A 20,341-nucleotide genomic window follows, 5' to 3' on the forward strand; every position below is an offset into this window, starting at 1 on the left:
GGCGCCCGCTGCCGTGTAGAGCCGAGCGCATGCTCGGCTGACTTTGGGTAACAGCCGAGCGTGGGCTCGGCTCTGCAGTGGGGTTTCCGTAACCCGTTCAGCCAACCAGTCTGGAAACCCCAGACTTGTGACCGCCTGCGCTATATTGCCGGTTCCGCCGCAGCCGGGCTCGTCCCGGACAACGCTACGCGGCCGTGCTGACGAGGAACTATGGCGCTGGTTTTCAGTGACGACATCTGGGACCGTTGGCGGTTGCCGGCCCTGGCGCTGGCCGCTGCCGCGATCATCGTGGTGCCGTGGTTGACTCTGCGCAAACTGCAGCAGGACAACGAACAGGCGATGGCCTGGGTCAACCATACCCAGGCCGTGGGTGTGGCCCTGCAACAGCTGCAGGCCGACGTACGCGATGTCGAGTCGGCGGCGCTGACGCTGTCCAAGGGTGTGGATGCGCCGGGGCTGCGCGAGCGCATGGCCAAGGCCAACGACATCCCTGGACGCCTGGCCGAACTGGGCCGGATGACCCGCGACAATCCTGACCAGCTGATCCGCATCGGTCGTATCGAGTCGATGCTGGAAGGCCGCATGGCACTTGCCCGTGAGCTCGCGAAATCCGAGCCCAACAGTGATCAGCGCGAGCTGGTGCAGGATCTGAGCACGCGCTATCCGATCCGTGGCCTGGTGGAAGAACTGCAGGCCAGCGAGCAGAAACTGCTGACATTGCGAGCCGACCAGGCTGCGCGCCAGCGCAGGCAGACCGAGCTGGTGTCGTGGAGTTCGCTGGTGGTGCAGCTGGCGCTGCTTGGCCTGGTGCTGTGGCTGCTGCAGCGACAGATCGGCCGCCGCCTGCATGCCGAACGACAATCGCTGCGTTCGGCCGCACGTGCGGCCTCGGTGCTGCAGACCGTGCGCGAGCCCATCGTGCTGCTCGACCGCGACCTGCGCGTGCAGCTGCACAACCCGGCCTTCGCCGAGCTGTACGGGCTGCAGGACGAACGTGCCGATGGCCTGCTGCTGGAAACAGTCGGCGACGGCGCCTGGAACGACGCCGTAGTGCGCCAGCGCCTGTCCGACGTGCTGCTGCGTGGCCGCGAGCTGTGGGATTTCGAGCACGAACAGCGCACCGCCGATGGCATGGCGCGTTACATGCTGCTCAATGCGCGGCGCATGCCGTTGCCGGATACCGATGACGAAGTCGTGCTTCTGACCATCAGCGATGTCACGGTGCAGCGTGCCGTGCAGATGCGCGTGGAAGAGCTGAACCGCCAGTTGGAGGGCAAGGTCGCGCAGGTATCCGAGGTCAACAGGGAACTGGAAGCCTTCAGCTATTCGGTCTCGCATGATCTGCGCGCGCCGCTGCGCCACGTGGCCGGATTCTCCGACAAGCTGTCGCGCCATCTGGGCGACGCCGCCGATGACAAGAGCCGCCATTACCTGGAGGTGATCTCCAGCTCAGCGCGGCGCATGGCGGCATTGATCGACGACCTGCTGGTCTACTCGCGGCTGGGCCGGGTGGCGATGCGCCAGCAGGCGGTGGACATGCAGTCACTTGTGGCTGATACCCGCGCCATGCTCGATTCCAACCTGCAGGCCGAGGCCGAGAACAGCGGCCATCTGCACCAGGTGGAGTGGAACATCGCCCCGCTGCCGATCGTGGTCGGCGACGAGAACATGATCCGCCAGGTCTGGCTGAACCTGCTCGGCAACGCGGTGAAGTATTCGGGCAACCGCGAGCCGGCGAAGATCCGCGTGGACTACCAGCCACAGCCTGACGGCGGTCATCAGTTCACGGTCAGCGACAATGGTGCAGGCTTTGACATGGCCTACGCCGGCAAGCTGTTCGGTGTGTTCCAGCGCCTGCACAAGGCCAGTGACTACCCGGGGACCGGCATCGGCCTGGCCAGCGTGCGCCGCGTGCTGACCCGCCATGGCGGCCGTATCTGGGCCGAGGCCGAACCGGACGTTGGCGCCACCTTCCACTTCTACCTGCCTCCCGCGATCGATGCGGACAAACAAGGGCCTTCTGCATGACCACTCTGCGCACCATTCTTCTCGCCGAAGACAGCCCGGCGGATGCCGAAATGGCGATCGACGCCCTGGAAGAGGCGCGTCTGGCCAACCCCATCGTGCACGTCGAGGATGGCGTGGAAGTGATGGACTACCTGTTGCGCCGTGGTGCCTTCGCCAACCGCGAGGAAGGCCTGCCGGCCGTGCTGCTGCTGGACATCAAGATGCCGCGCATGGATGGCCTGGAAGTACTGCGGCAGATCCGCGAGCACGAAGAGCTCAAGCGCCTGCCGGTGGTGATCCTGTCGTCCTCGCGGGAGGAAAGCGACCTGGCCCGCAGCTGGGACATGGGCGTGAACGCCTATGTGGTCAAGCCGGTGGACGTGGACCAGTTCTTCGGCGCGGTGCAGACCCTGGGCAAGTTCTGGGCGTTGATCAACCAGGCACCGGAACTCGAGTGAGCCCATGCCCCTGACCGGTCCCGCCCTGGGGGCGCTGCGCATCCTGCTGGTGGAGGACTCACCGGAAGATGCCGAGCTGATGTCCGAACAGATGCTCGATGCGGGCCTGGAGGCCCGTTTCGAGCGCGTCGAAAGCGAGGCCGAACTGCGCCAGGCACTGGTCGCGTTCCAGCCGGACATCGTGCTGTCCGACCTGAGCATGCCGGGATTCTCCGGTGACGACGCGCTGCGCATCGTGCGTGAGACCTCACCGGAGGTGCCCTTCATCTTCGTCTCCGGCACCATGGGTGAGGAGAACGCGGTGGCGGCGCTGCAGAAGGGCGCCAACGATTACATCATCAAGCACCTGCCGGCGCGCCTGCCGTCGGCGGTGGCACGTGCGATCCGCGATGCACGCAGCGCGATCGAGCGCGCACGGGTGGAAACCGAACTGATGCGCGCGCAGCGCCTGGAAAGCCTGTCGCTGCTCGCTGCCGGCCTCAGCCACGACCTGCGCAACATCCTGCAGCCGCTGCTGATCATGCCGGACCTGCTGAAGGCGCGCACCGACGATCCGCAGCTGCATCATCTGGCCGATGTCATCGCCGAGTGCGGCCGCCGTGGCCATGAGATGGCCGAATCGATGCTGTCGTTCGTGCGCGGTTCGCGCAAGCCGAGCGAGCGCATCGAGATCGATGGCCTGTTCGATGCGGTGGCGCTGCTGTTGCGCAGCAACGTGCCCGACGCCGTGCGCCTGGAACTGCAGGTGCAGGACGAAGGCCTGGTGGTCGATGCCAACTACACCGAACTCCAGCAGGTGATGCTGAACCTGGCGCTCAATGCGATCCAGGCGATGCCCAATGGCGGCCGCCTGAGCCTCACCGCCAGCCATGCCGGCCAGCGCGATGGCGTGGACTGGATGCATATCCGCGTGGCCGACGAAGGCATCGGTATGGATGCGGATACGTTGTCGCATCTGTTCAATCCGTTCTTCACCACCAAGGCAGATGGCACTGGCCTGGGGCTGATTTCCTGCAAGCGCATCGTTGAAGGCGCCGGCGGCAGCATCCACGTCAGCAGCCAGCCGGGGCAGGGCACCTGCTTCGAACTGCGCCTGCCGATGCACGACGCCATCGATGGCAGCGAGCCGATCGAACAGCTGGTGGCCTTGGGCAGCGGCCAGTCGATCCTGGTGGTCGATGGCGAAGCCACGCGCCTGTCGCTGCTGGGCAATGCGCTGTCCAGCCAGGGCTACCAGCTGCAGCTGGCGTCCGACGGCCCGGCCGCGCTGCGCTGGATGCAGCAGGAGGCGATGCCTGCGCTGGTGATCGCCGATGCAGGCTCCAAGCTGCTGCCGGCCAGCCAGCTGCTGGGCGAGATGGCCACGCTGGGCTATCGCGGCCCGGCACTGGTGCTGGAGGATCCGGCAGTGCCGGTTGCGGCCGATGCATTCCCGGACGGCGTGGAGGTGCATGTGCTGCACAAGCCACTGCAGATGCAGCAGGTGTTCCGTGCGGTGGCCGAAGCGCTGGGCTGACGTTCCGGTAGTGCCGGCCGCTGGCCGGCATTCATGTGTGGTGGAATCAACGCGGTTGCCGGCCAGCGGCCGGCACTACCGGTCCAAGGTTTCCCAGGGGAACCGCGGCAGGGCGTCCACCGCCTGTTCCAGCCGCCGCGACCAGTTCTGGTGGATGTCGGCATACAGCGCTGAATCAGCACCCAGCCGCAGCTGCTGGCCGATGCGCAGTTCACCATCGCGCAGCAGCGCCAGGTCGATCGGCAGGCCTACCGACAGGTTGGAGCGGATGGTCGAATCCAGCGACACGATTGCCGTCCGCGCCGCGTCCTCCAGGCGTGTGGCCGGGCTGAGGATGCGGTCGAGGATCGGCTTGCCGTACTTGGACTCACCGATCTGCAGATAGGGCGTCTCCGGCGAAGCAGCGATGGCGTTGCCGAGTGGATAGACCATGTACAGACCCGGCCGCTCGCCGGCGATCTGCCCGCCGAAGATCAGCGTGGCCTGGGTGTTGACCCCGTCATGGCCGTGCTCGCTGTGGCTGCTGTGCACCTGGCTGTCCACCAGCAGCTGGCCGACATACTCGGCGGCCTCGAACAGGTGGGTCATGTCGCGCAGGTTGGGCGTGCGCCGTTCACCGGCGTCGCGCCCCAGGCGTGACACCAGCAGCTGGGCGGTGGCCAGGTTGCCGGCCGCCATCAGCACGTAGGCTGCCTGGCCGGGGTACTCGAACACGTGCAGCTTGCGGTGCACGCGCACATCGTCCAGCGAGGCATTGGTCCGGGTGTCGGCAGCGAAGACCAAGCCTTCGTCCACCTCGATTCCAACGCAATAGGTCATGTCGGTGCCCTATCATGTGCGTCCCGGATTGTAGGCAGGCCGCCGTGACGACGGCATGTCCACGCCCCCATCGCTGCCACCTGAACCGCATGACGACCGTGCTCCTGAGCCTGGGCAGCAATGTCCAGCCCCGCCGCTACCTCCACGCCGCGGTGACGGCCCTGCGCGAGCGCTTCGGCGCGCTGCAGGTGTCGCCCGCCTACCGTACCGCCGCGGTCGGCTTCGATGGCCCGGCCTTCCTCAACAATGCGGTAGCGATCGAGACCGACCTGCCGCTGCAGGAGCTGGACGACTGGCTGCATGCGCTGGAAGACGCGCACGGCCGCGACCGCAGCGGGCCGCGCTTTTCCGACCGGACCCTGGACATCGACGTGGTGTTCTACGGCGACCTGGTGGTGGAAGGTCCCGGCCACCTGCGCATCCCGCGCCCGGAACTGAAGCATGCCTTCGTGCTGAAGCCGCTGGCCGACATCGCGCCGGACTTCATCGACCCGGTCAGTGGGCAGGACCTGGCCACGCTGTGGCGCGCGCACAAGCAGTTTGGCGAGGCGTTCGAGGTGGTGGACCTGGCATGAGGGAGGTTGCCGGCCAGCGGCCGGCACTACCTCAACTTACCGTGCGTCCACCATCCACGCGCAATGTGTGGCCGGTGACGAAGCTGGCCTCGGCCACCAGCCAATACACCGCTTCGGCGATTTCCTCCACGGTACCGATCCGCGCCAGCGGCGTGCGCGCCAGCAGCGCCTCGCGGGCGAAATCGTCCTTGCCCTGTTCCGGCCACAGGATCGCACCCGGCGCCACCGCATTGACCCGCACCTTCGGCGCCAGCTCCAGCGCCAGCGAGCGCGTGGCCATCTCCAGTGCGGCCTTGGCCATGGTGTAGGCGATGTGGTCGCGCATCGGGTCGGTGCCATGCAGGTCGGTCAGGTTGACGATGCAGCCCTGCTGGCGGCGCAGGTAGGGCGCCGCCGCCTGTGACAGCAGCAGTGGCGCGCGCGCATTGACCGCATACAGCTCGTCCATCGCCTCGGCGGTGACCTGGCCGAGCGGGGTGGGGAAGAAGTTGGACGCGTTGTTGACCAGCGCGTCCAGGCGGCCGAAATGGGTGACCGCTTGTTCCACCAGGTCGGACAGGGCGTCGGCGTCACGCAGGTCGGCCTGCAGCGCCAGCACGCTGCCGGGGCGCACGTTGTCGAAATCGAACGCGGCCTGCTGCAGCTCGGCGCTGGAGGTGTTGGCGTGCAGCACCACCGACCAGCCGCAGGCGTGGAACTGGCGGGCAATGGCCGCACCGATCCGGCGCGCGCTGCCGGTGATCAGGACCACGGGGTGGGTATCGCTCATCGAGGGTCCTCCAAGGCTCGGCTATCCTGTGCACCATTGTCACCGCATTCGAAGACGCCATGCAGCCCACCTTCCCCTTGCCCGAAGCCGATGCCCTGGCCCACAGCGACCAGCTGGCCGCCGCCCTGCGCGCCGAAATCCTTGCGCAGGGCGGGGCGATGCCCTTCTCGCGCTTCATGGAGCTGTGCCTGTATACCCCTGGCTGGGGTTATTACAGCGCCGGCGCCAGCAAGTTCGGTGGCAGTGGCGACTTCACCACCGCGCCCGAGCTCGGCAGCCTGTTCGCCGGCAGCGTGGCCAATGCGCTGGCACCGGTGTTCGCCCAGCTGGGTGCGCAGGCGCGGATGCTGGAGCTGGGCGGCGGCACGGGCGCCTTCGCCGAGGCGGTGCTGCTGCGCCTGGCCGAGCTGGACGCGCTGCCGTCGCGCTACGCCATCCTTGAACCCAGTGCCGACCTGCGCGAGCGCCAGCAGCAGCGCCTGCAGCAGAGCCTGCCAGCAGAGCTGGCGGCGCGCGTGGACTGGGTCGATCGCCCGTTCGAGGAGGACTGGGAGGGCGTGGTGTTTGCCAACGAGGTGATTGACGCGCTGCCGACTCCACGCTTCCTGATCCGCGATGGCGAGGTCTACGAGGAAACCGTCGAGCTTGATGGCGAAGGCAATTTCATCCGCGGCGCGCAGCCGGCCGACATCCTGCTCAATGGCGCGGTGCGCCACATCGAGCGTTATCTGGAGAAGCCTTTCGCCGAGGGCTACCGTTCCGAAGTGCTGCCGCAGCTGCCGTACTGGCTGCAGGCGGTGGCCGGTGGCCTGCAGCGTGGCGCGATGCTGTTCGTCGACTACGGCTACAACCGCGGCGAGTTCTACCAGCACGATCGCGACGACGGTACCGTGCGTGCCTTCTACCGCCACCACGTGCACAACGACGTGCATCGCTGGCCGGGCCTGCAGGACATCACCGCATCGGTGGATTTCACCGCGATGGCCGAGGCGGGCATGCACGGTGGTTTCGAGCTGGCCGGTTACTGCAGCCAGGCCAGTTTCCTGCTCGGCAACGGCCTGGACCAGGTGCTGCTGCTGGCCGAGGAACGTACGGATGAGGTTGGCCGCATCCAGCTGCGCGACCAGGTGAAGAAGCTGACCCTGCCGACCGAAATGGGCGAGCGCTTCCAGGCCATCGGGCTGCAACGTGGCGTCGACTTCGAGCCGGCCTTCGAGCTGGGTGACCTGAGCTGGCGCCTGTGAGTGGAGCGCTGCCGCTGACCAAGCCGCTGCGGCGGCCACGGCTGTGGACCGTGCTGTGGGTGCTGGCGGTGCTGCTGGTGGTCGTGGTCTGCCTGATTCCACCGCCGCCGATTCCGCTGCCGGAAAACAGCGACAAGGGCGAGCACTTCCTCGCCTATTTCATCCTGGCCGGCAGCGCGGTGCAGCTGTTCCGCCGCGGGCGTCCGCTGCTGTGGGTGGGCGTGGGGCTGGTGTTGATGGGCATTGGCATCGAATTCGCCCAGGGCGCGTTGACCAGCAACCGTACCGCCGACCCGATGGATGCGATTGCCAACACCATTGGCGTGCTGGCCGGCATGGCCACGGCCCTGACACCGTTGCGCGACCTGCTGCTGCGCTGGCGCGGGTAGAGGCGTGCCAACCAAGGCTGGCACCCACCCGTAGATCCACGCCATGCGTGGATGGACTGCCCGAGGTGCCGACCAAGGTCGGCACCCACCAGGACAGACCTGCCGTCATTTCCCCAGCGTGACCTCGTCCAGCACCCACATCGCCGGACGCGTGTCGCCGGTAAAGTTGATGCACAGGTCACCGGTGCCCTGTGTGCCCTTCGGCAGCGTGGCCTTCAGCGTCACGAAGCCATCGGCATCCGGCGTGGCCGGCAACGGCACTTCCGCCAGCACCTTGCCGCTGCAGTCGCCACGACGCACGAGCATCTCGCCGTGCGCCCGCTTGGCCTTCTCGAAGCGACGCTTGGGTTCGTCGTGGGCCAGCTGGAAGTAGTATGGAATGCGGCCGGCACGCACTTCCACACTACCGATGCCGTCCAGCTGCGCCTGCGGCCAGCGCCAGCACGGCTGGAAGATGTCGACGTTGAACACTGCACGGTTGCCTTCGCGTGGGCCATCGTCTTCCAGGCGCAGCACCAGGCCCTTCTTGCCCACACAGCTGAGCAGCTCATCGCTGCTGCGGCTCAGCAGCGATTGCGCGGTGAATGCGGCGATGGTCGGCTTCGCGGCCAGCATCTGCCCCTGGTAGAACGCGGCGGCCTGCACGGTGGTCGGCAGTTGCCCGGTCAGCGGCTGCTGGTACAGCGGCGACTGCGCGCTCACCGGTTGGTCATCGGTGCTGTAGCGCACTTCATAACCCAGCGGATTGGACAGCGACACCGTCACCGTGTTGTCCGCGCGATTGTCGGTGTAATCCACGCCCACTTCGAACGGCGTCTGCGCATAGGCCAGGCCCCAGGCACGGTAGCGCTGCAGCTGCGCCGGCAGGCGCGCGAGGAAATCGCGGAAGTCACGATGTTCCGTCGTGCTCCAGCCGGTCTCGGCCACGGCGGCCAGGCGCGGGAACAGGTTGTGCTGCAGTCGCGCATAGCTGCGCGTGTGCTCGGTGAACATGTTGGCCTGCAGGCCGAGGATGTGCCCACGCTTGTCGGCGGCCAGCTCGGCCGGCACCGGTTCGAAGTTGTACAGCTTGCCGAGATTGACCTGGGTCGGACGGCCCGGCGGCTCGTTCGGCGAGGCGGTTTGCAGGTAGTCCAGGTACAGGTAGCCGACCGGCGACATGATCACGTCATGGCCGGCGCTGGCTGCAGCCAGTCCACCCTCGGTGCCCTGCCACGACATCACCGTGGCCTGCGGCGGCAACCCGCCTTCGAGGATTTCGTCCCAGCCGATCAGGCGCCGGTCGTGCTCCTCCAGGAAGGTTTCCAGGCGTTTGATGATGTGGCTCTGCATGGCCATTTCATTCTTGATGCCCAGCACACGCATGCGCTGCTGCACCTGCTTCGAGGCTTCCCACTGGTCCTTGACCGCCTCGTCGCCACCGACATGCACGTACCTGGCCGGGAACAGGTCGATCACTTCTTCCAGCACGTTCTCGAGGAAGGTGACGGTGCTGTCTTCCACGTTGAACAGGTTGGGGAACACGCCCCATTCGCTGATCGGCTTCAGCGGCGTATCGATGCTGCCCAGTTCCGGATACGCAGCAATCGCGGCAGTCGCATGGCCCGGCACATCGATTTCCGGGATCACCTGGATATGCAGCTTGGCGGCGTAGGCGATCACCTCGCGGATCTGGTCCTGCGTGTAGAAGCCGCAGTACGGATGTTCCTGGCCACTGACCGGATCGATGCCGCCGTCACCTGCAGGCAGGCGGCAGCTGCCCACTTCGGTCAGCTTCGGATAGCGCTTGATTTCCATGCGCCAGCCCTGGTCATCGGTCAGGTGCCAATGGAAGGTGTTGAGCTTGTGCGCAGCCATCGCATCGAGCACGCGCTTGATCTCGTCCAGGCTCTGGAAGTGACGGGCGGAGTCGAGCATGAAGCCGCGCCAGCTGAAACGCGGTGCGTCCTGGATCTGCACCGCAGGCAGCACGCCGTTGCTGCCGCCGGTGGCGAGCTGGGCGAGGGTGGTCGCGCCATAGAACAGGCCGGTTTCGTTGCCTGCCTGCACCACCACGCCCTGCGCGGTGCTTTCCAGCGTGTAGCCCTCACCGCTGTCGCGGAAGGTCGGGACGATCTCGAAACGGATGCCGCCGCTCCTGGGTGCGGCCTTGCCCTTGGCCAGTGCCAGGCGTGGCCCGCCGCTGCGGGCCAGCAGGTCGGCGAACTGGCTGGCGACGCGCTGCGCTGCTTCGCCTTCTGCGTACAGCACGGTGTCGGCGCGGACGGTGATGCCGCTGCCCTGGCCGCGCTGCACGGTGGCCGGGGCCGGAATCAGCATCAGGCTGCCGGCGCGCAGCTGCGGGCCGGGCGCTTCAGCGGCGGGAGTGGGATCGGCGGCGAGTGCCGGCAGTACCGGCAACAGGGCGAGCAGGCTGCCCAGCAGCACTGCGCTGCGCATCCGGGCGCGGGAAGGCTTGACCATCGGTACGACTCCTTGGAACGGTGCGATGAACGCTATACATGAAAAACGCCGGGCCCGGAATGACCCAGGCCCGGCGTGCGTGCACGACTCGGCGATGTTGCCGCCGCTGGATCAGTACTTGAAGCGGAAGTTGAGGTAGTACTGGCGACCGTTGCTGTAGAACGAGGTCGGGATGGCCGCGGTCTGGTAGTACTTGTAGGTCGGGTTGTTGAGGTTCAGCGCATCGAAGCTGACGCTCAGCCAGTCGGTGGCCTTGTAGCTCAGCGACGCCGACAGCGTGCCGAAGTCATCCTGGTAGTACGGGTTGGCACCGGACAGGCCGATCAGGAACGACGAGCGGCGGGTGTAGCTGAGGCGGGCACCGAAGGTGTCGTTCTCGAAGTAGGCACCCACGTTGTAGGTGTTCTTCGAGGTGCCCAGCAGGTTGTCGGTGCCGTCGGCCCAGGTATGCGAGGTGCTGCCATCGGCGTAGGTGTAGTTGGCGTTGACGCCGAAGTACTCGCCGATCGGCTGCTCATACGCCACTTCGAAGCCGCGCACCTTGCCGTCGGCATTCTTCGGACGCGAGATGTTGTACTCCTCGAGGCGGTTGGTCAGCTCGCTGAACAGCATCTGCTTCTCGGTGCTGAAGGCCACATAGTCCTTCAGGCGCATTGAGTACGCACCCACCGACAGCATGCCGCGCGGCATGAAGTACCACTCCAGGTTGGCGTCGAAGTTGGTCGACACCACCGGCTTCAGCTTCGGGTTGCCGCCGCCACCGGTGCGGTTCAGGTCCGAACCGTAGGAGGACGCGCCCAGCGCCGAGAAGTCCGGCAGGGTCTGGGTCTGCGAGGCTGCCAGGCGCAGCACCAGGTCGTCACGCAGGTCGTACTTGAAGTTGGCGCTCGGCAGCACGCGGTTGTGCTTGTTCTCGAAGGCTTCGCGGGTCCAGGCACCGAACAGGCTCTTCACGTCCGGCACGGTCGAGCCGATGGCCGCCGCGTAGGTGTCGATGTCCTGCTTGATGTTGACATAGCGCAGGCCGACGTTGCCGCTCCAGCGATCACCGCTGAAGTTGCCCTGCACGTAGGCGGCGAAGTTCTTCTCGGATACCTTCCACTCGGCGCCGTAGTTGTGGCGGCCGGTCGGGCCGTCATTGCCGGCCAGCCAGGTGGAGTTGTTGGTCACCGCATCCTTCAGTGCACCCGGGGTGAAGTACCACAGGTCGCGCGGGAAGCTGCCACCGATGCCGTTGGCGAAGCCGCCCGGGAAGTTGGCGGTCGCACCGTTCTTCAGCGCATCCCAGATCGCGCCCGGGGTTGCGCCTTCCGGCGACTGGGCCTCGCGCTTGTGGTCACCGAAACGGGCACCGAAGTCGATCGAGTTCAGCACGCCAGCGTCGGCGAAGTACTGGTTGAAATCGAGGGTGGCCCACTTTTCCTTGTCGATCGCGGTGACCTGCTGGTTGCCCCAGGTGCCGAAATCGGTCACACCGCTCGGGCCGATGTTGCCACCGACGTTCCAGTCGATCGGCGAGCCGTTGCCGTGGGTTGCCCAGGTGGCGCCGCCACCACGGGCCAGGTTGACTTCGGCGATGTACTGGCGCGGCGTTTCGCCGGTGCCCTTGGTGCTGCCAGCCTGGAACTTCATGCCCAGGTTGTCGCTGATCTGCCAGTCGGCATCGAAGGTGATGTAGTTGGTCTTGGCCTTCGACTCGCGGTAGATCATGTCGTACACCGCGTAGTCGCGGTCGGCTTGGCCGGCGAAGGTGGCGTTGGACAGCACGCCATCCTTGACGACGTAACCCGGATTCGGGGCCTGGCCCGGAATCAGGATCTTGTTGCCATTGGCATCTTCAACGGTGCGGTCGTTGAGGATGCGGCCGCCCCACAGCATGAAGTTGCGGTTGTAGTTGTTCGCCTTCAGTTCCGAGCTGAAGCCTTCCAGGCCCAGGGTCAGGTTGTCCATCGGCTTGAACTGCAGCGACACCAGGCCGCCCTTGCGCTCGCGGGTCTGTTCGAACAGGGTCGAGCCGAGCAGGCCCGGCGCGTACACGCCGGCCAGGTCCGGGTTGGACTTGGCCACGGTGCCATTCGGATCGATCTGGAAGAAGCCGCCCGGGATTTCCTGTGCTTCGCGGCGCAGCTCGCGCTTCTGGCTGAAGGCCTGCACCATCACGCCGAAGTTGCCTTCGTCGTTCTTGTAGTTGAACAGGGCCGACAGCTGCGGGTCATTCGACTTGGCCTGGTCCGAACGCACCATGCCGATCGAGCCTTCCGCGGTGAGCTGCTTGGAGAACTCCAGCGGCTTGCGGGTGAGGATGTTGACGGTACCGGTGGTGCCGCCGTCCTGCAGCTTGGCCTGCGAGGACTTGTTCACTTCCACCGACCGCACCAGCTCCGACGGCAGCAGCGAGTAGCTGACGCTGCGGCCGACGTTGTTGCCCTGGCTGAGCACGAACCAGTCGGCCGAGCCGACGGTGTGGCCATTGATCAGGGTCTGGGTCAGGCTCGGGCTGGTACCGCGCAGGCTGACACGGTCGGCTTCGTCGAAGCCGCCTTCGTCGGCGCTGGACGAGCTGATGTTCACGCCCGGCAGGCGCTGCAGGGTGTCGGCGACGTTGTGCGCGGGCAGCTTGCCCACGTCTTCGGCGGTGACCACTTCCACGCGCGCATTGGCTTCGCGCTTGGTGTCCAGCGATTTTTCCATCGACCCACGGATGCCGGTGACCTGCACGGTATCCAGGTCGGTGGCGGTCTGGGCGGCCTGCTGCGCATGCGCACTGAAGGCGATGCAGCTGACGATGGCGGCCGAAAGCAGGGTCTTGCGGGTGTTCATGATGTCTCTCCTCATCACTCGATTGGATGCCGGCGGCGGTGTTCGGTTACGGTTGCGAAGACATGCGCGGGGCGGCGGCGAAGTCCCGTGCGTTGGCGTGCCACGTACTGCGTGCTGCGATTGCGTTGAAGCCTGTTGCGGTGTCAGGCGGCCGACTGCTGCTGCAGGTACCAGCTGGCAGCGCCGACCACGCCCAGCTGGCCGTGTTCGACGACCTTCACCGGGATGCGTGCCAGTGCTTCGCCCATCGGCCCCTTCTGCAGGTAGCGTTCGACGAAGGTGCTGGCGTGCAGGTATTCGCGGATCTGCGGCAGGATGCCGCCGGCCAGGTAGACGCCACCATGGGCGCCATAGAACAGGGCCATGTCGCCGATGGTGCTGCCGAGCAGCCCGCAGAACACATCCAGCGCCTGGCGCGCATGCGCATCGGTATCGGCCATGGCCGCGGCGGTGACTGCATCGGGGCTGGCCAGCGTCGGCACCTGACCCTGCAGCGCACACACCGCGCGGTACAGGTTCATCAGGCCGGGGCCGGAGATCGCATGCTCGATCGACACATGGGCGCGGTCGCGCTGCATGTGGCGGACGATGGCCATTTCCAGTTCGGTGCTTGCGGCGAGGGTCGGCTGGCCGGCTTCCGTGGGCAGTACCACCGGGCCGTGCGCGGTGGGGATCCACAGCGCGGCACCGAGGCCGGTGCCGGGTCCTACCACCAGGGTCGGGCCGCGCGCAGCGGTCTCCGGCCCGCACAGGTGCAGCACGCCACTGGCGTCCACCTGTGCGGCGGCGTAGGCCACTGCCTCGAAATCGTTGACGATGTAGACCCGCTGCAGGCCGACATCGGCTTCCACCTGGCGCGCGGACAGCGGCCACGGCAGGTTGGCGGTGATCACCGTGCCGTCCTCGCGGGCATAGCCGGCGCTTGCGACCACGCAATGCGTGGGCCGCGGGCCTTCACCCAGGAAGTCGGACAGGATCGCGCTGAGGCCGCCGTGGTCGGCGTTGCGGTACTTGCGGTATTCCAGCACCTGCACCGGATGGGCGGCATCACCGCTGGCCTGGACCCGGGCCACGCGCACATGGGTGCCACCGACGTCGGCGGCCAGGAATGTCGGCGCGACTCGGGACAGGACATGGGCCGGGGCGGGGTGGCTGGCGGTCACGCGGGCTCCTGCTGCAGGTGAGGCCGGCCCCGGGTTCGGGGGCGGCGATTGGGGCGGAGTCTGTAACCCCGCTGACAACGATGTCAACGAGTTCGTGACACTTTCGTTGCTGCGTCGCAACGAATGCGGCGTGCAGTAAACGTTTACATGACGTGAGCATGGGTTTCACGCGGGAACCGTTGCTGCACGGGGCTCAAGGGCTGCGCCGCATTCAGCGCGATCCATTGCGATCGGGTTGCGCAGTGCAGCACGAGGCTCATGCGGCCTTGCATGGAAGTTGACAAACCGCCGTTGTCCACCGAAAGAATGTGACAACGTTGTTCCCAGCCACTCTCCGACGCCGCGTTCTGCGGCCGTCGCCGCAGGAGCCCTTCCCGATGTCCGCCGTCTCCGCTGCAAGCGCGCGCCCGAACGTGGCCACCTCCATCGCCATCGTCGGCGTGCTGTTCTTCCTGATCGGCTTCTTCACCTGGCTCAACGGCCCGCTGATCACCTTCGTCAAGCTCGCCTTCGAACTCAGCGAGGTTGGTGCCTTCCTGGTGCTGATGGTGTTCTACCTGTCCTACTTCTTCCTGGCCCTGCCGTCGTCGTGGATCCTGCGCCGCACCGGCATGAAGAAGGGCCTGAGCCTGAGCCTGCTGGTGATGGCCGGGGGTGCCGCGTTGTTCGGCGAATTCGCCACCCAGCGCTGGTACCCCGGCGCACTGGGCGGCCTGTTCGTGATCGGCAGCGGCCTGGCCCTGCTGCAGACGGCCATCAACCCGTACATCTCCATCCTGGGGCCGATCGAAACGGCGGCGCGGCGCATCGCGCTGATGGGCATCTGCAACAAGATCGCCGGCATCCTGGCGCCGATCCTGATCGGCACGGTGGTGCTGCATGGCATTGGCGATCTGGACGTGCAGGTGCAGGCGGCCGATGCCGCGACCAAGGCCGTGCTGCTGAACCAGTTCGCCGCCAAGATCCACGCCCCGTACCTGGCCATGGCGGCGCTGCTGGTGGTGCTGGCGGTGGCGATCCTGTTCTCGCCGCTGCCGGAAATCAAATCGTCCGAAGCCAACGCCACGCCGGTGGCCGCCGGTGCGGTCGAGCGCCGCAGCATCTTCCAGTTCCCGCACCTGTGGCTGGGCGTACTGTGCCTGTTCGTGTACGTGGGCGTGGAAGTGATGGCCGGTGATGCCATCGGCACCTATGGGCATGGCTTCAACCTGCCGCTGGACGAGACCAAGATGTTCACCGCCTTCACCCTGGGCGCGATGCTGGTCGGTTACGTGGTCGGCCTGCTGGTGATTCCGCGGGTGGTATCGCAGTCGCGCTACCTGACCCTGTCGGCGGTGCTGGGCGTGGTGTTCTGCCTGGGCGCGTGGGCAACGCACGGCTATGTGTCGGTGGCCTTCGTGGCCCTGCTGGGCTTTGCCAACGCCATGATGTGGCCGGCCATCTTCCCGCTGGCCATCCGCGGCCTGGGGCGCTTCACCGAAACCGGTTCGGCCCTGCTGGTGATGGGTATTGCCGGTGGCGCGATCATTCCGCAGCTGTTCGCCCTGCTCAAGCAGCACATCGATTTCCAGCTCACCTTCGTGCTGCTGATGGTGCCCTGCTACCTGTACATCCTGTTCTATTCGGTGATCGGCCATCGCGCCGGCCTGCCGCAGGACAAGGCCTGATCGGCGATGATGGACGGCAGCCAACCCCAGGGAAAACCCATGCGCAGAGCGACCATCAAGGACGTTGCGGAGAAGGCCAAGGTCTCGCTGAAGACGGTCTCGCGGGTGATCAACAACGAGCCCTCGGTGATGCAGGCCACCCGTGCGCGGGTGCTGCGTGCCATCGCCGAACTCGACTACGAGCCCGATCCGTCCGCGCGCAACCTGCGCAGCGGCACCACTTTCGTGATCGGGCTGGTCTACGACAACCCCAACCCGTACCACATCATCGGCGTGCAGAACGGCGTGCTGGCTGCGTGCCGCGAGACGGGTTTCGGCCTGCAGATCCATCCCTGCGATTCCAGTTCGCCACTGCTGGCCGATGAACTGGCCGACTGGGTGCAGCGCTCGCGTCTGGCCGGGCTGGTGCTGACCGCGCCGATGTCCGAACGCCGCGACCTGATCCAGGCGCTGACCGCGCGCGGCATCAAGCTGGTGCGCATCATCGCCGCCACCGAAGACCCGGCCGACGGTGCCTGCGTGTTCGTGGACGACCGCGAGGCCGCCTACGAGATCACCGAGCACCTGATCCAGCTGGGTCATCAGCGCATCGGCTTCCTCTGGGGCGGCAGCTCGCACCGATCTTCGGGTGAACGCTACGCCGGTTACGAAGCCGCGCTGAAGGACTACGGCATGACCGTGGACAAGCATCTGGTAGTGCAGGGCGACTACACCTTCGACGATGGTTTCCGCGGCGCGCGCCGCCTGCTGGCGCTGCGCGAGCCGCCCACCGCCATCTTCGGTTCCAACGACGAGATCGCTGCCGGCGTACTGGCCGCTGCCAAGTCGGCCGGCATGAACGTGCCGTACGACCTGTCCATTGCCGGTTTCGAGGACAGCCCGTTCTCGCGCCAGTCGTGGCCGCCGCTGACCACCGCCAAGCAGGCCACCGAGGACATCGCCCGCCACGCCGCGCGCCTGCTGATCGCGCAGCTGCGCAGCGACGCCTACGACGATGCGCCGGCACCGCTGCACAACCAGGGCTTCGTGCCGCAGCTGGTGGTGCGCGGTTCGACCGCGCCGATGCGCCCGGCCGGCGCACGCCCCCTTCCTTCCGATCCTGCCTGAGCCTGCCATGTCGCTGTCAGACCCCACTGCCACCCTGATGTTCGCCGAGGCCGCTGAAGCGGCCGACGTGGTTGCCCGCCAGTTCTCGCGCAACCACGCCACCATGGAAACCCTGGCCGCCAGCCTGCGTGCTGCGCCGCCGCCGTTCGTGGTCACCTGCGCACGCGGCAGCTCCGACCACGCCGCCACCTACGGCAAGTACCTGCTGGAAACCCAGCTGGGCCTGGTGGTCGCGTCGGCCTCGCCGTCGGTGGGGTCGGTCTATGCCGCGCCACTGCAGCTGCGCGGCGCACTGTTCATTGTCATCTCGCAGTCGGGCAAGAGCCCGGACCTGCTGCGCAATGCCGAGGCGGCCAAGGCCGCCGGTGCGCGCGTGATCGCACTGGTGAACGTCGAGGACTCACCGCTGGCGCAGCTGGCCGACACGGTCATCCCGCTGCATGCCGGTGCCGAGAAGAGCGTGGCAGCGACCAAGAGCTACCTGGCCTCGCTGGCTGCGCTGCTGCAGCTGGCTGCGTACTGGAAGCAGGACAGCAGCCTGCGCAGCGCCCTGGACCTGCTGCCCGATGCCATGCGTGAGGCGTGGCAGTGCGACTGGAGCGCGGTGACCGAGGGCCTGGTCGAGGCCACCAACCTGTTCGTGCTCGGCCGTGGTCTGGGCCTGGGTGCGGCGCAGGAAGCGGCGCTGAAGTTCAAGGAAACCTGCAGCCTGCATGCAGAGGCCTACAGCTCGGCCGAAGTGAAGCACGGCCCGATGGCGCTGGTCGACCGTGGTTTCCCGGTGCTGGCCTTTGCCCAGCCCGATGAGACCGGCGCCGGCACCCGTGCGGTGGTGGAGGAATTCACCTCGCGTGGCGCGCAGGTTTGGCTGGCCGGTGCAGGTGGCAACCTGCCGGTGGCTGCTGCGCCGCACCCGCTGTGCGCACCGCTGCTGACCGTGCAGAGTTTCTACCGCGCGATCAACGCGCTGGCGCTGCGTCGTGGCTTCAACCCGGACCTGCCGCCGCACCTGAACAAGGTGACGGAGACCGTGTAATGGCGACCGTGCTGCGCAATGCCCGCATCCTGGCGGGCGACGACTTCCGCGATGATCTGGCGCTGGTGATCGAGAACGGGCAGATCACCGCCCTGTTGCCCGACGCTGCACCGCGGCTTGGCCAGGCTGATCAGCAGGTGGACCTGGAAGGCGGTTGGCTGCTGCCCGGCTTCATCGACGTGCAGGTCAATGGTGGCGGTGGCGCACTGTTCAACAACACGCCGGACGTAGCGGCACTGCGCACCATCGCGCAGGCCCACCGCCGCTTCGGCACCACCGCGATGCTGCCAACGCTGATCAGCGATGACGTGGCGGTGATGCGCGAAGCCATCGGTGCGATGCACGAAGCAATCGCGCAGGGCGTGCCCGGCGTGATCGGCATCCACCTGGAAGGCCCGTACATCGCGCCGGCGCGCAAGGGCACCCACGATCCCAGCAAGTTCCGCGTGCCGGATGAAGAAGAAATCGCGCTGGCGGCATCGCTGGACAACGGTGTGACCGTGCTGACGCTGGCGCCCGAACGCGTGCCGCTGGAGACCATCCGTGCGCTGGTCGAGCGTGGCGTGATTGTTGCTGCCGGGCACACCGCAGGTACCTACGAAGAGATCCGTGCCGGACTGGATGCTGGTGTGCGTGGCTTCACCCACCTGTACAACGCGATGTCGCCGCTGCAGGGGCGTGAGCCCGGCGCGGTGGGTGCCGCGCTGGAAGACCGCGACAGCTGGATCGGCATCATCGTCGATGGCGTGCACGTGCATCCGGCCAGCCTGCGCGTGGCGTTGGCGGCCAAGCCGCGCGGCCGCCTGCTGCTGGTGACCGACGCAATGCCGCCGGTCGGCGCCGACGATCCCAGTTACGTGCTGTATGGCGAAACCATCACCGCCATCGACGGCGTGGTGCGCAATGCCGCCGGTTCGCTGGCGGGTTCGGCGCTGGACATGGCCACTGCGGTGCGCAACACCGTGCAGCTGCTTGGCCAGCCACTGGCCGAAGCCGCGCGCATGGCATCGACGTACCCGGCGCAGTTCCTCAACGTCGATGATCGCCTTGGCCACATCGCCGAGGGCTACCAGGCAGACCTGGTGCTGCTGGATGACGCTCTGCAGGTGCGCGGCACCTGGATTGCCGGGCAGTACGAGGCCGCCTGATGAACAGTTCGCCGCCACGCCGGCTGGGCTCGATCGATGCCCTGCGCGGCATCACCGTGGCGGCGATGCTGCTGGTCAACAATCCGGGCGACTGGAGCGCGGTGTTCGCGCCGCTGCGTCATTCGGACTGGCATGGCTGCACGCCCACCGATCTGGTGTTCCCGTTCTTCCTGTTCCTGGTCGGCGTGTCGATGGCCTTCAGCGTGGCGCCGCGCGCGCTGGACGCGGCGGCGCGACCTGCACTGGCGCGCGGCGTTCTGGAGCGCGCGCTGCGCATCCTGGTGGCCGGTGCGCTGCTGCACCTGCTGATCTGGTGGGCACTGGATACGCATCACTTCCGCATCTGGGGCGTGCTGCAGCGGATTGCGGTATGCGCGGCGCTGGTGGGTGTTCTGGCGGTGTGTGCGCGGCCGCGCGTGCAGGCGGGCGTGCTGGTCACGTTGCTGGTGGGGTACACGGTGCTGCTGCTGGGCATCGGTGAGCTGGCGCCGTGGACCAACCCGGCCAGCCGTCTGGATACCGCGCTGTTCGCACCGTGGATCTATCAATGGCATGCCGATACCGGGCTCGGCCATGATCCCGAAGGGCTGCTGAGCACGCTGGGTGCGCTGGCCAGCACCGTGCTTGGCCTGCTGGCCGGTGGCCTGCTGCGCAGCGGACGTGCCGGGGCGCTGGCCGGGCTGGGTGTGGCGACCGCTGTGCTGGGCCTGCTGTTGACCGTGGTGCTGCCGTTGAACAAGCAGCTGTGGACGCCCAGTTACGTGCTGTGGACCGGCGGCCTTGCGGCGCTGGCGCTGTGGCTGGGCCACGTGCTGATCGACCAGAAGGGGTGGCCGGCACTCGGCAGGCGCTTCGGGGTCAATGCGATCACCGCGTACCTGGGGGCATCGGTGATGTCGGTGGTGCTGATGGCGACCGGTGTTTGGGGGTGGGTCTGGCAGCAGCTGGCCACCGCGATGCCGCAGGCGCTGGAGCTGGCGTCGATGCTGCAGGCGCTGGCGTTCGTCGCGCTGTGGTGGGGCGTGGCGTGGTGGCTGGATTGGCGGAAGATCTATCTGAAGATCTGACGGCGCCTCATCCACGCATGGCGTGGAACTACTGGTGATGCGCTTCATTGCCTCGTGACGTGGATCAATCGGGCGGGGTGCGATGGATCAGTA

At 66.9% G+C, this 20,341-nt stretch carries 16 protein-coding genes; 11 read left to right on the forward strand and 5 right to left on the reverse strand.

Annotation, left to right across the window (positions count from 1 at the left end):
* The first annotated feature begins 210 nt into the window (after positions 1–210).
* The 3 genes from AC5P57_RS14330 to AC5P57_RS14340 are packed head-to-tail and all read left to right on the forward strand — an operon-like array spanning position 211 to position 3,981.
* The gene (locus AC5P57_RS14330; RefSeq protein WP_099551102.1) at positions 211–2,028 is read left to right on the forward strand and encodes a sensor histidine kinase; all 1,818 of its coding nucleotides are present in this window, start codon (positions 211–213) and stop codon (positions 2,026–2,028) included.
* Positions 2,025–2,465, forward strand: coding sequence for a response regulator (locus tag AC5P57_RS14335; RefSeq protein WP_005411057.1), 441 nt, complete (start codon positions 2,025–2,027; stop codon positions 2,463–2,465). Before AC5P57_RS14330 ends, AC5P57_RS14335 begins: the two co-directional genes overlap by 4 nt.
* A 4-nt stretch (positions 2,466–2,469) precedes the next feature.
* On the forward strand, positions 2,470–3,981 hold the full coding sequence (locus AC5P57_RS14340) for a hybrid sensor histidine kinase/response regulator (protein ID WP_099551103.1): 1,512 nt from the start codon (positions 2,470–2,472) through the stop codon (positions 3,979–3,981).
* 75 nt (positions 3,982–4,056) lie between these two features.
* Here the strand turns inward: AC5P57_RS14340 and AC5P57_RS14345 are convergent, their stop codons facing one another.
* The gene (locus AC5P57_RS14345) at positions 4,057–4,800 is read right to left on the reverse strand and encodes a proteasome-type protease (protein WP_495219640.1); all 744 of its coding nucleotides are present in this window, start codon (positions 4,798–4,800) and stop codon (positions 4,057–4,059) included.
* 89 nt (positions 4,801–4,889) lie between these two features.
* Here AC5P57_RS14345 and folK point away from each other — a divergent pair, with 89 nt between their 5' ends.
* The gene (gene folK, locus AC5P57_RS14350; RefSeq protein WP_099551105.1) at positions 4,890–5,375 is read left to right on the forward strand and encodes a 2-amino-4-hydroxy-6-hydroxymethyldihydropteridine diphosphokinase; all 486 of its coding nucleotides are present in this window, start codon (positions 4,890–4,892) and stop codon (positions 5,373–5,375) included.
* A 31-nt stretch (positions 5,376–5,406) separates the two neighbouring features.
* Here folK and AC5P57_RS14355 read toward each other — a convergent pair whose 3' ends face one another.
* The gene (locus AC5P57_RS14355) at positions 5,407–6,144 is read right to left on the reverse strand and encodes a pteridine reductase (RefSeq protein WP_088479658.1); all 738 of its coding nucleotides are present in this window, start codon (positions 6,142–6,144) and stop codon (positions 5,407–5,409) included.
* Between the two features lie 59 nt (positions 6,145–6,203).
* Between AC5P57_RS14355 and AC5P57_RS14360 the strand changes: the two genes are divergently transcribed.
* Positions 6,204–7,388 (forward strand): class I SAM-dependent methyltransferase, encoded by a 1,185-nt coding sequence (locus tag AC5P57_RS14360; RefSeq protein ID WP_099551106.1) that lies wholly within the window; start codon positions 6,204–6,206, stop codon positions 7,386–7,388.
* Entirely contained in the window at positions 7,385–7,777 is a 393-nt protein-coding gene (locus tag AC5P57_RS14365) for a VanZ family protein (protein WP_099551107.1), read from the forward strand. The genes AC5P57_RS14360 and AC5P57_RS14365 overlap by 4 nt, the downstream gene beginning before the upstream one ends.
* A gap of 105 nt (positions 7,778–7,882) precedes the next feature.
* Here the strand turns inward: AC5P57_RS14365 and AC5P57_RS14370 are convergent, their stop codons facing one another.
* The 3 genes from AC5P57_RS14370 to AC5P57_RS14380 form a co-directional block, all read right to left on the reverse strand.
* Entirely contained in the window at positions 7,883–10,240 is a 2,358-nt protein-coding gene (locus AC5P57_RS14370; protein ID WP_262235363.1) for a family 20 glycosylhydrolase, read from the reverse strand.
* 111 nt (positions 10,241–10,351) lie between these two features.
* Positions 10,352–13,060 carry a TonB-dependent receptor gene (locus AC5P57_RS14375; RefSeq protein WP_099551109.1) on the reverse strand — a complete coding sequence of 903 codons (2,709 nt, stop codon included), beginning with the start codon at positions 13,058–13,060 and terminating at the stop codon, positions 10,352–10,354.
* A gap of 143 nt (positions 13,061–13,203) precedes the next feature.
* On the reverse strand, positions 13,204–14,223 hold the full coding sequence (locus tag AC5P57_RS14380) for a glucokinase family protein (RefSeq protein ID WP_099551110.1): 1,020 nt from the start codon (positions 14,221–14,223) through the stop codon (positions 13,204–13,206).
* A 377-nt stretch (positions 14,224–14,600) separates the two neighbouring features.
* On the opposite strand from AC5P57_RS14380, the gene AC5P57_RS14385 reads away from it, so the two are divergent.
* Genes AC5P57_RS14385 through AC5P57_RS14405 form a run of 5 tightly spaced genes read left to right on the forward strand, consistent with a single transcriptional unit; the run spans position 14,601 to position 20,248 of the window.
* A complete protein-coding gene (locus AC5P57_RS14385; RefSeq protein ID WP_142806754.1) occupies positions 14,601–15,890 on the forward strand; it encodes a sugar MFS transporter in 1,290 nt (429 codons plus the stop codon).
* Positions 15,891–15,929: 39 nt separating this feature from the next.
* Positions 15,930–16,997 carry a LacI family DNA-binding transcriptional regulator gene (locus AC5P57_RS14390; RefSeq protein ID WP_005411045.1) on the forward strand — a complete coding sequence of 356 codons (1,068 nt, stop codon included), beginning with the start codon at positions 15,930–15,932 and terminating at the stop codon, positions 16,995–16,997.
* A gap of 7 nt (positions 16,998–17,004) precedes the next feature.
* Positions 17,005–18,033, forward strand: a complete 1,029-nt coding sequence (locus AC5P57_RS14395) for an SIS domain-containing protein (protein WP_099551112.1) — start codon at positions 17,005–17,007, stop codon at positions 18,031–18,033.
* The gene (nagA, locus tag AC5P57_RS14400) at positions 18,033–19,181 is read left to right on the forward strand and encodes an N-acetylglucosamine-6-phosphate deacetylase (RefSeq protein WP_099551113.1); all 1,149 of its coding nucleotides are present in this window, start codon (positions 18,033–18,035) and stop codon (positions 19,179–19,181) included. Before AC5P57_RS14395 ends, nagA begins: the two co-directional genes overlap by 1 nt.
* Positions 19,181–20,248, forward strand: a complete 1,068-nt coding sequence (locus tag AC5P57_RS14405; RefSeq protein WP_099551114.1) for an acyltransferase family protein — start codon at positions 19,181–19,183, stop codon at positions 20,246–20,248. The genes nagA and AC5P57_RS14405 overlap by 1 nt, the downstream gene beginning before the upstream one ends.
* Positions 20,249–20,341: the final 93 nt, after the last annotated feature.

This window comes from Stenotrophomonas sp. YJH_SMC_79, from assembly GCF_059367995.1.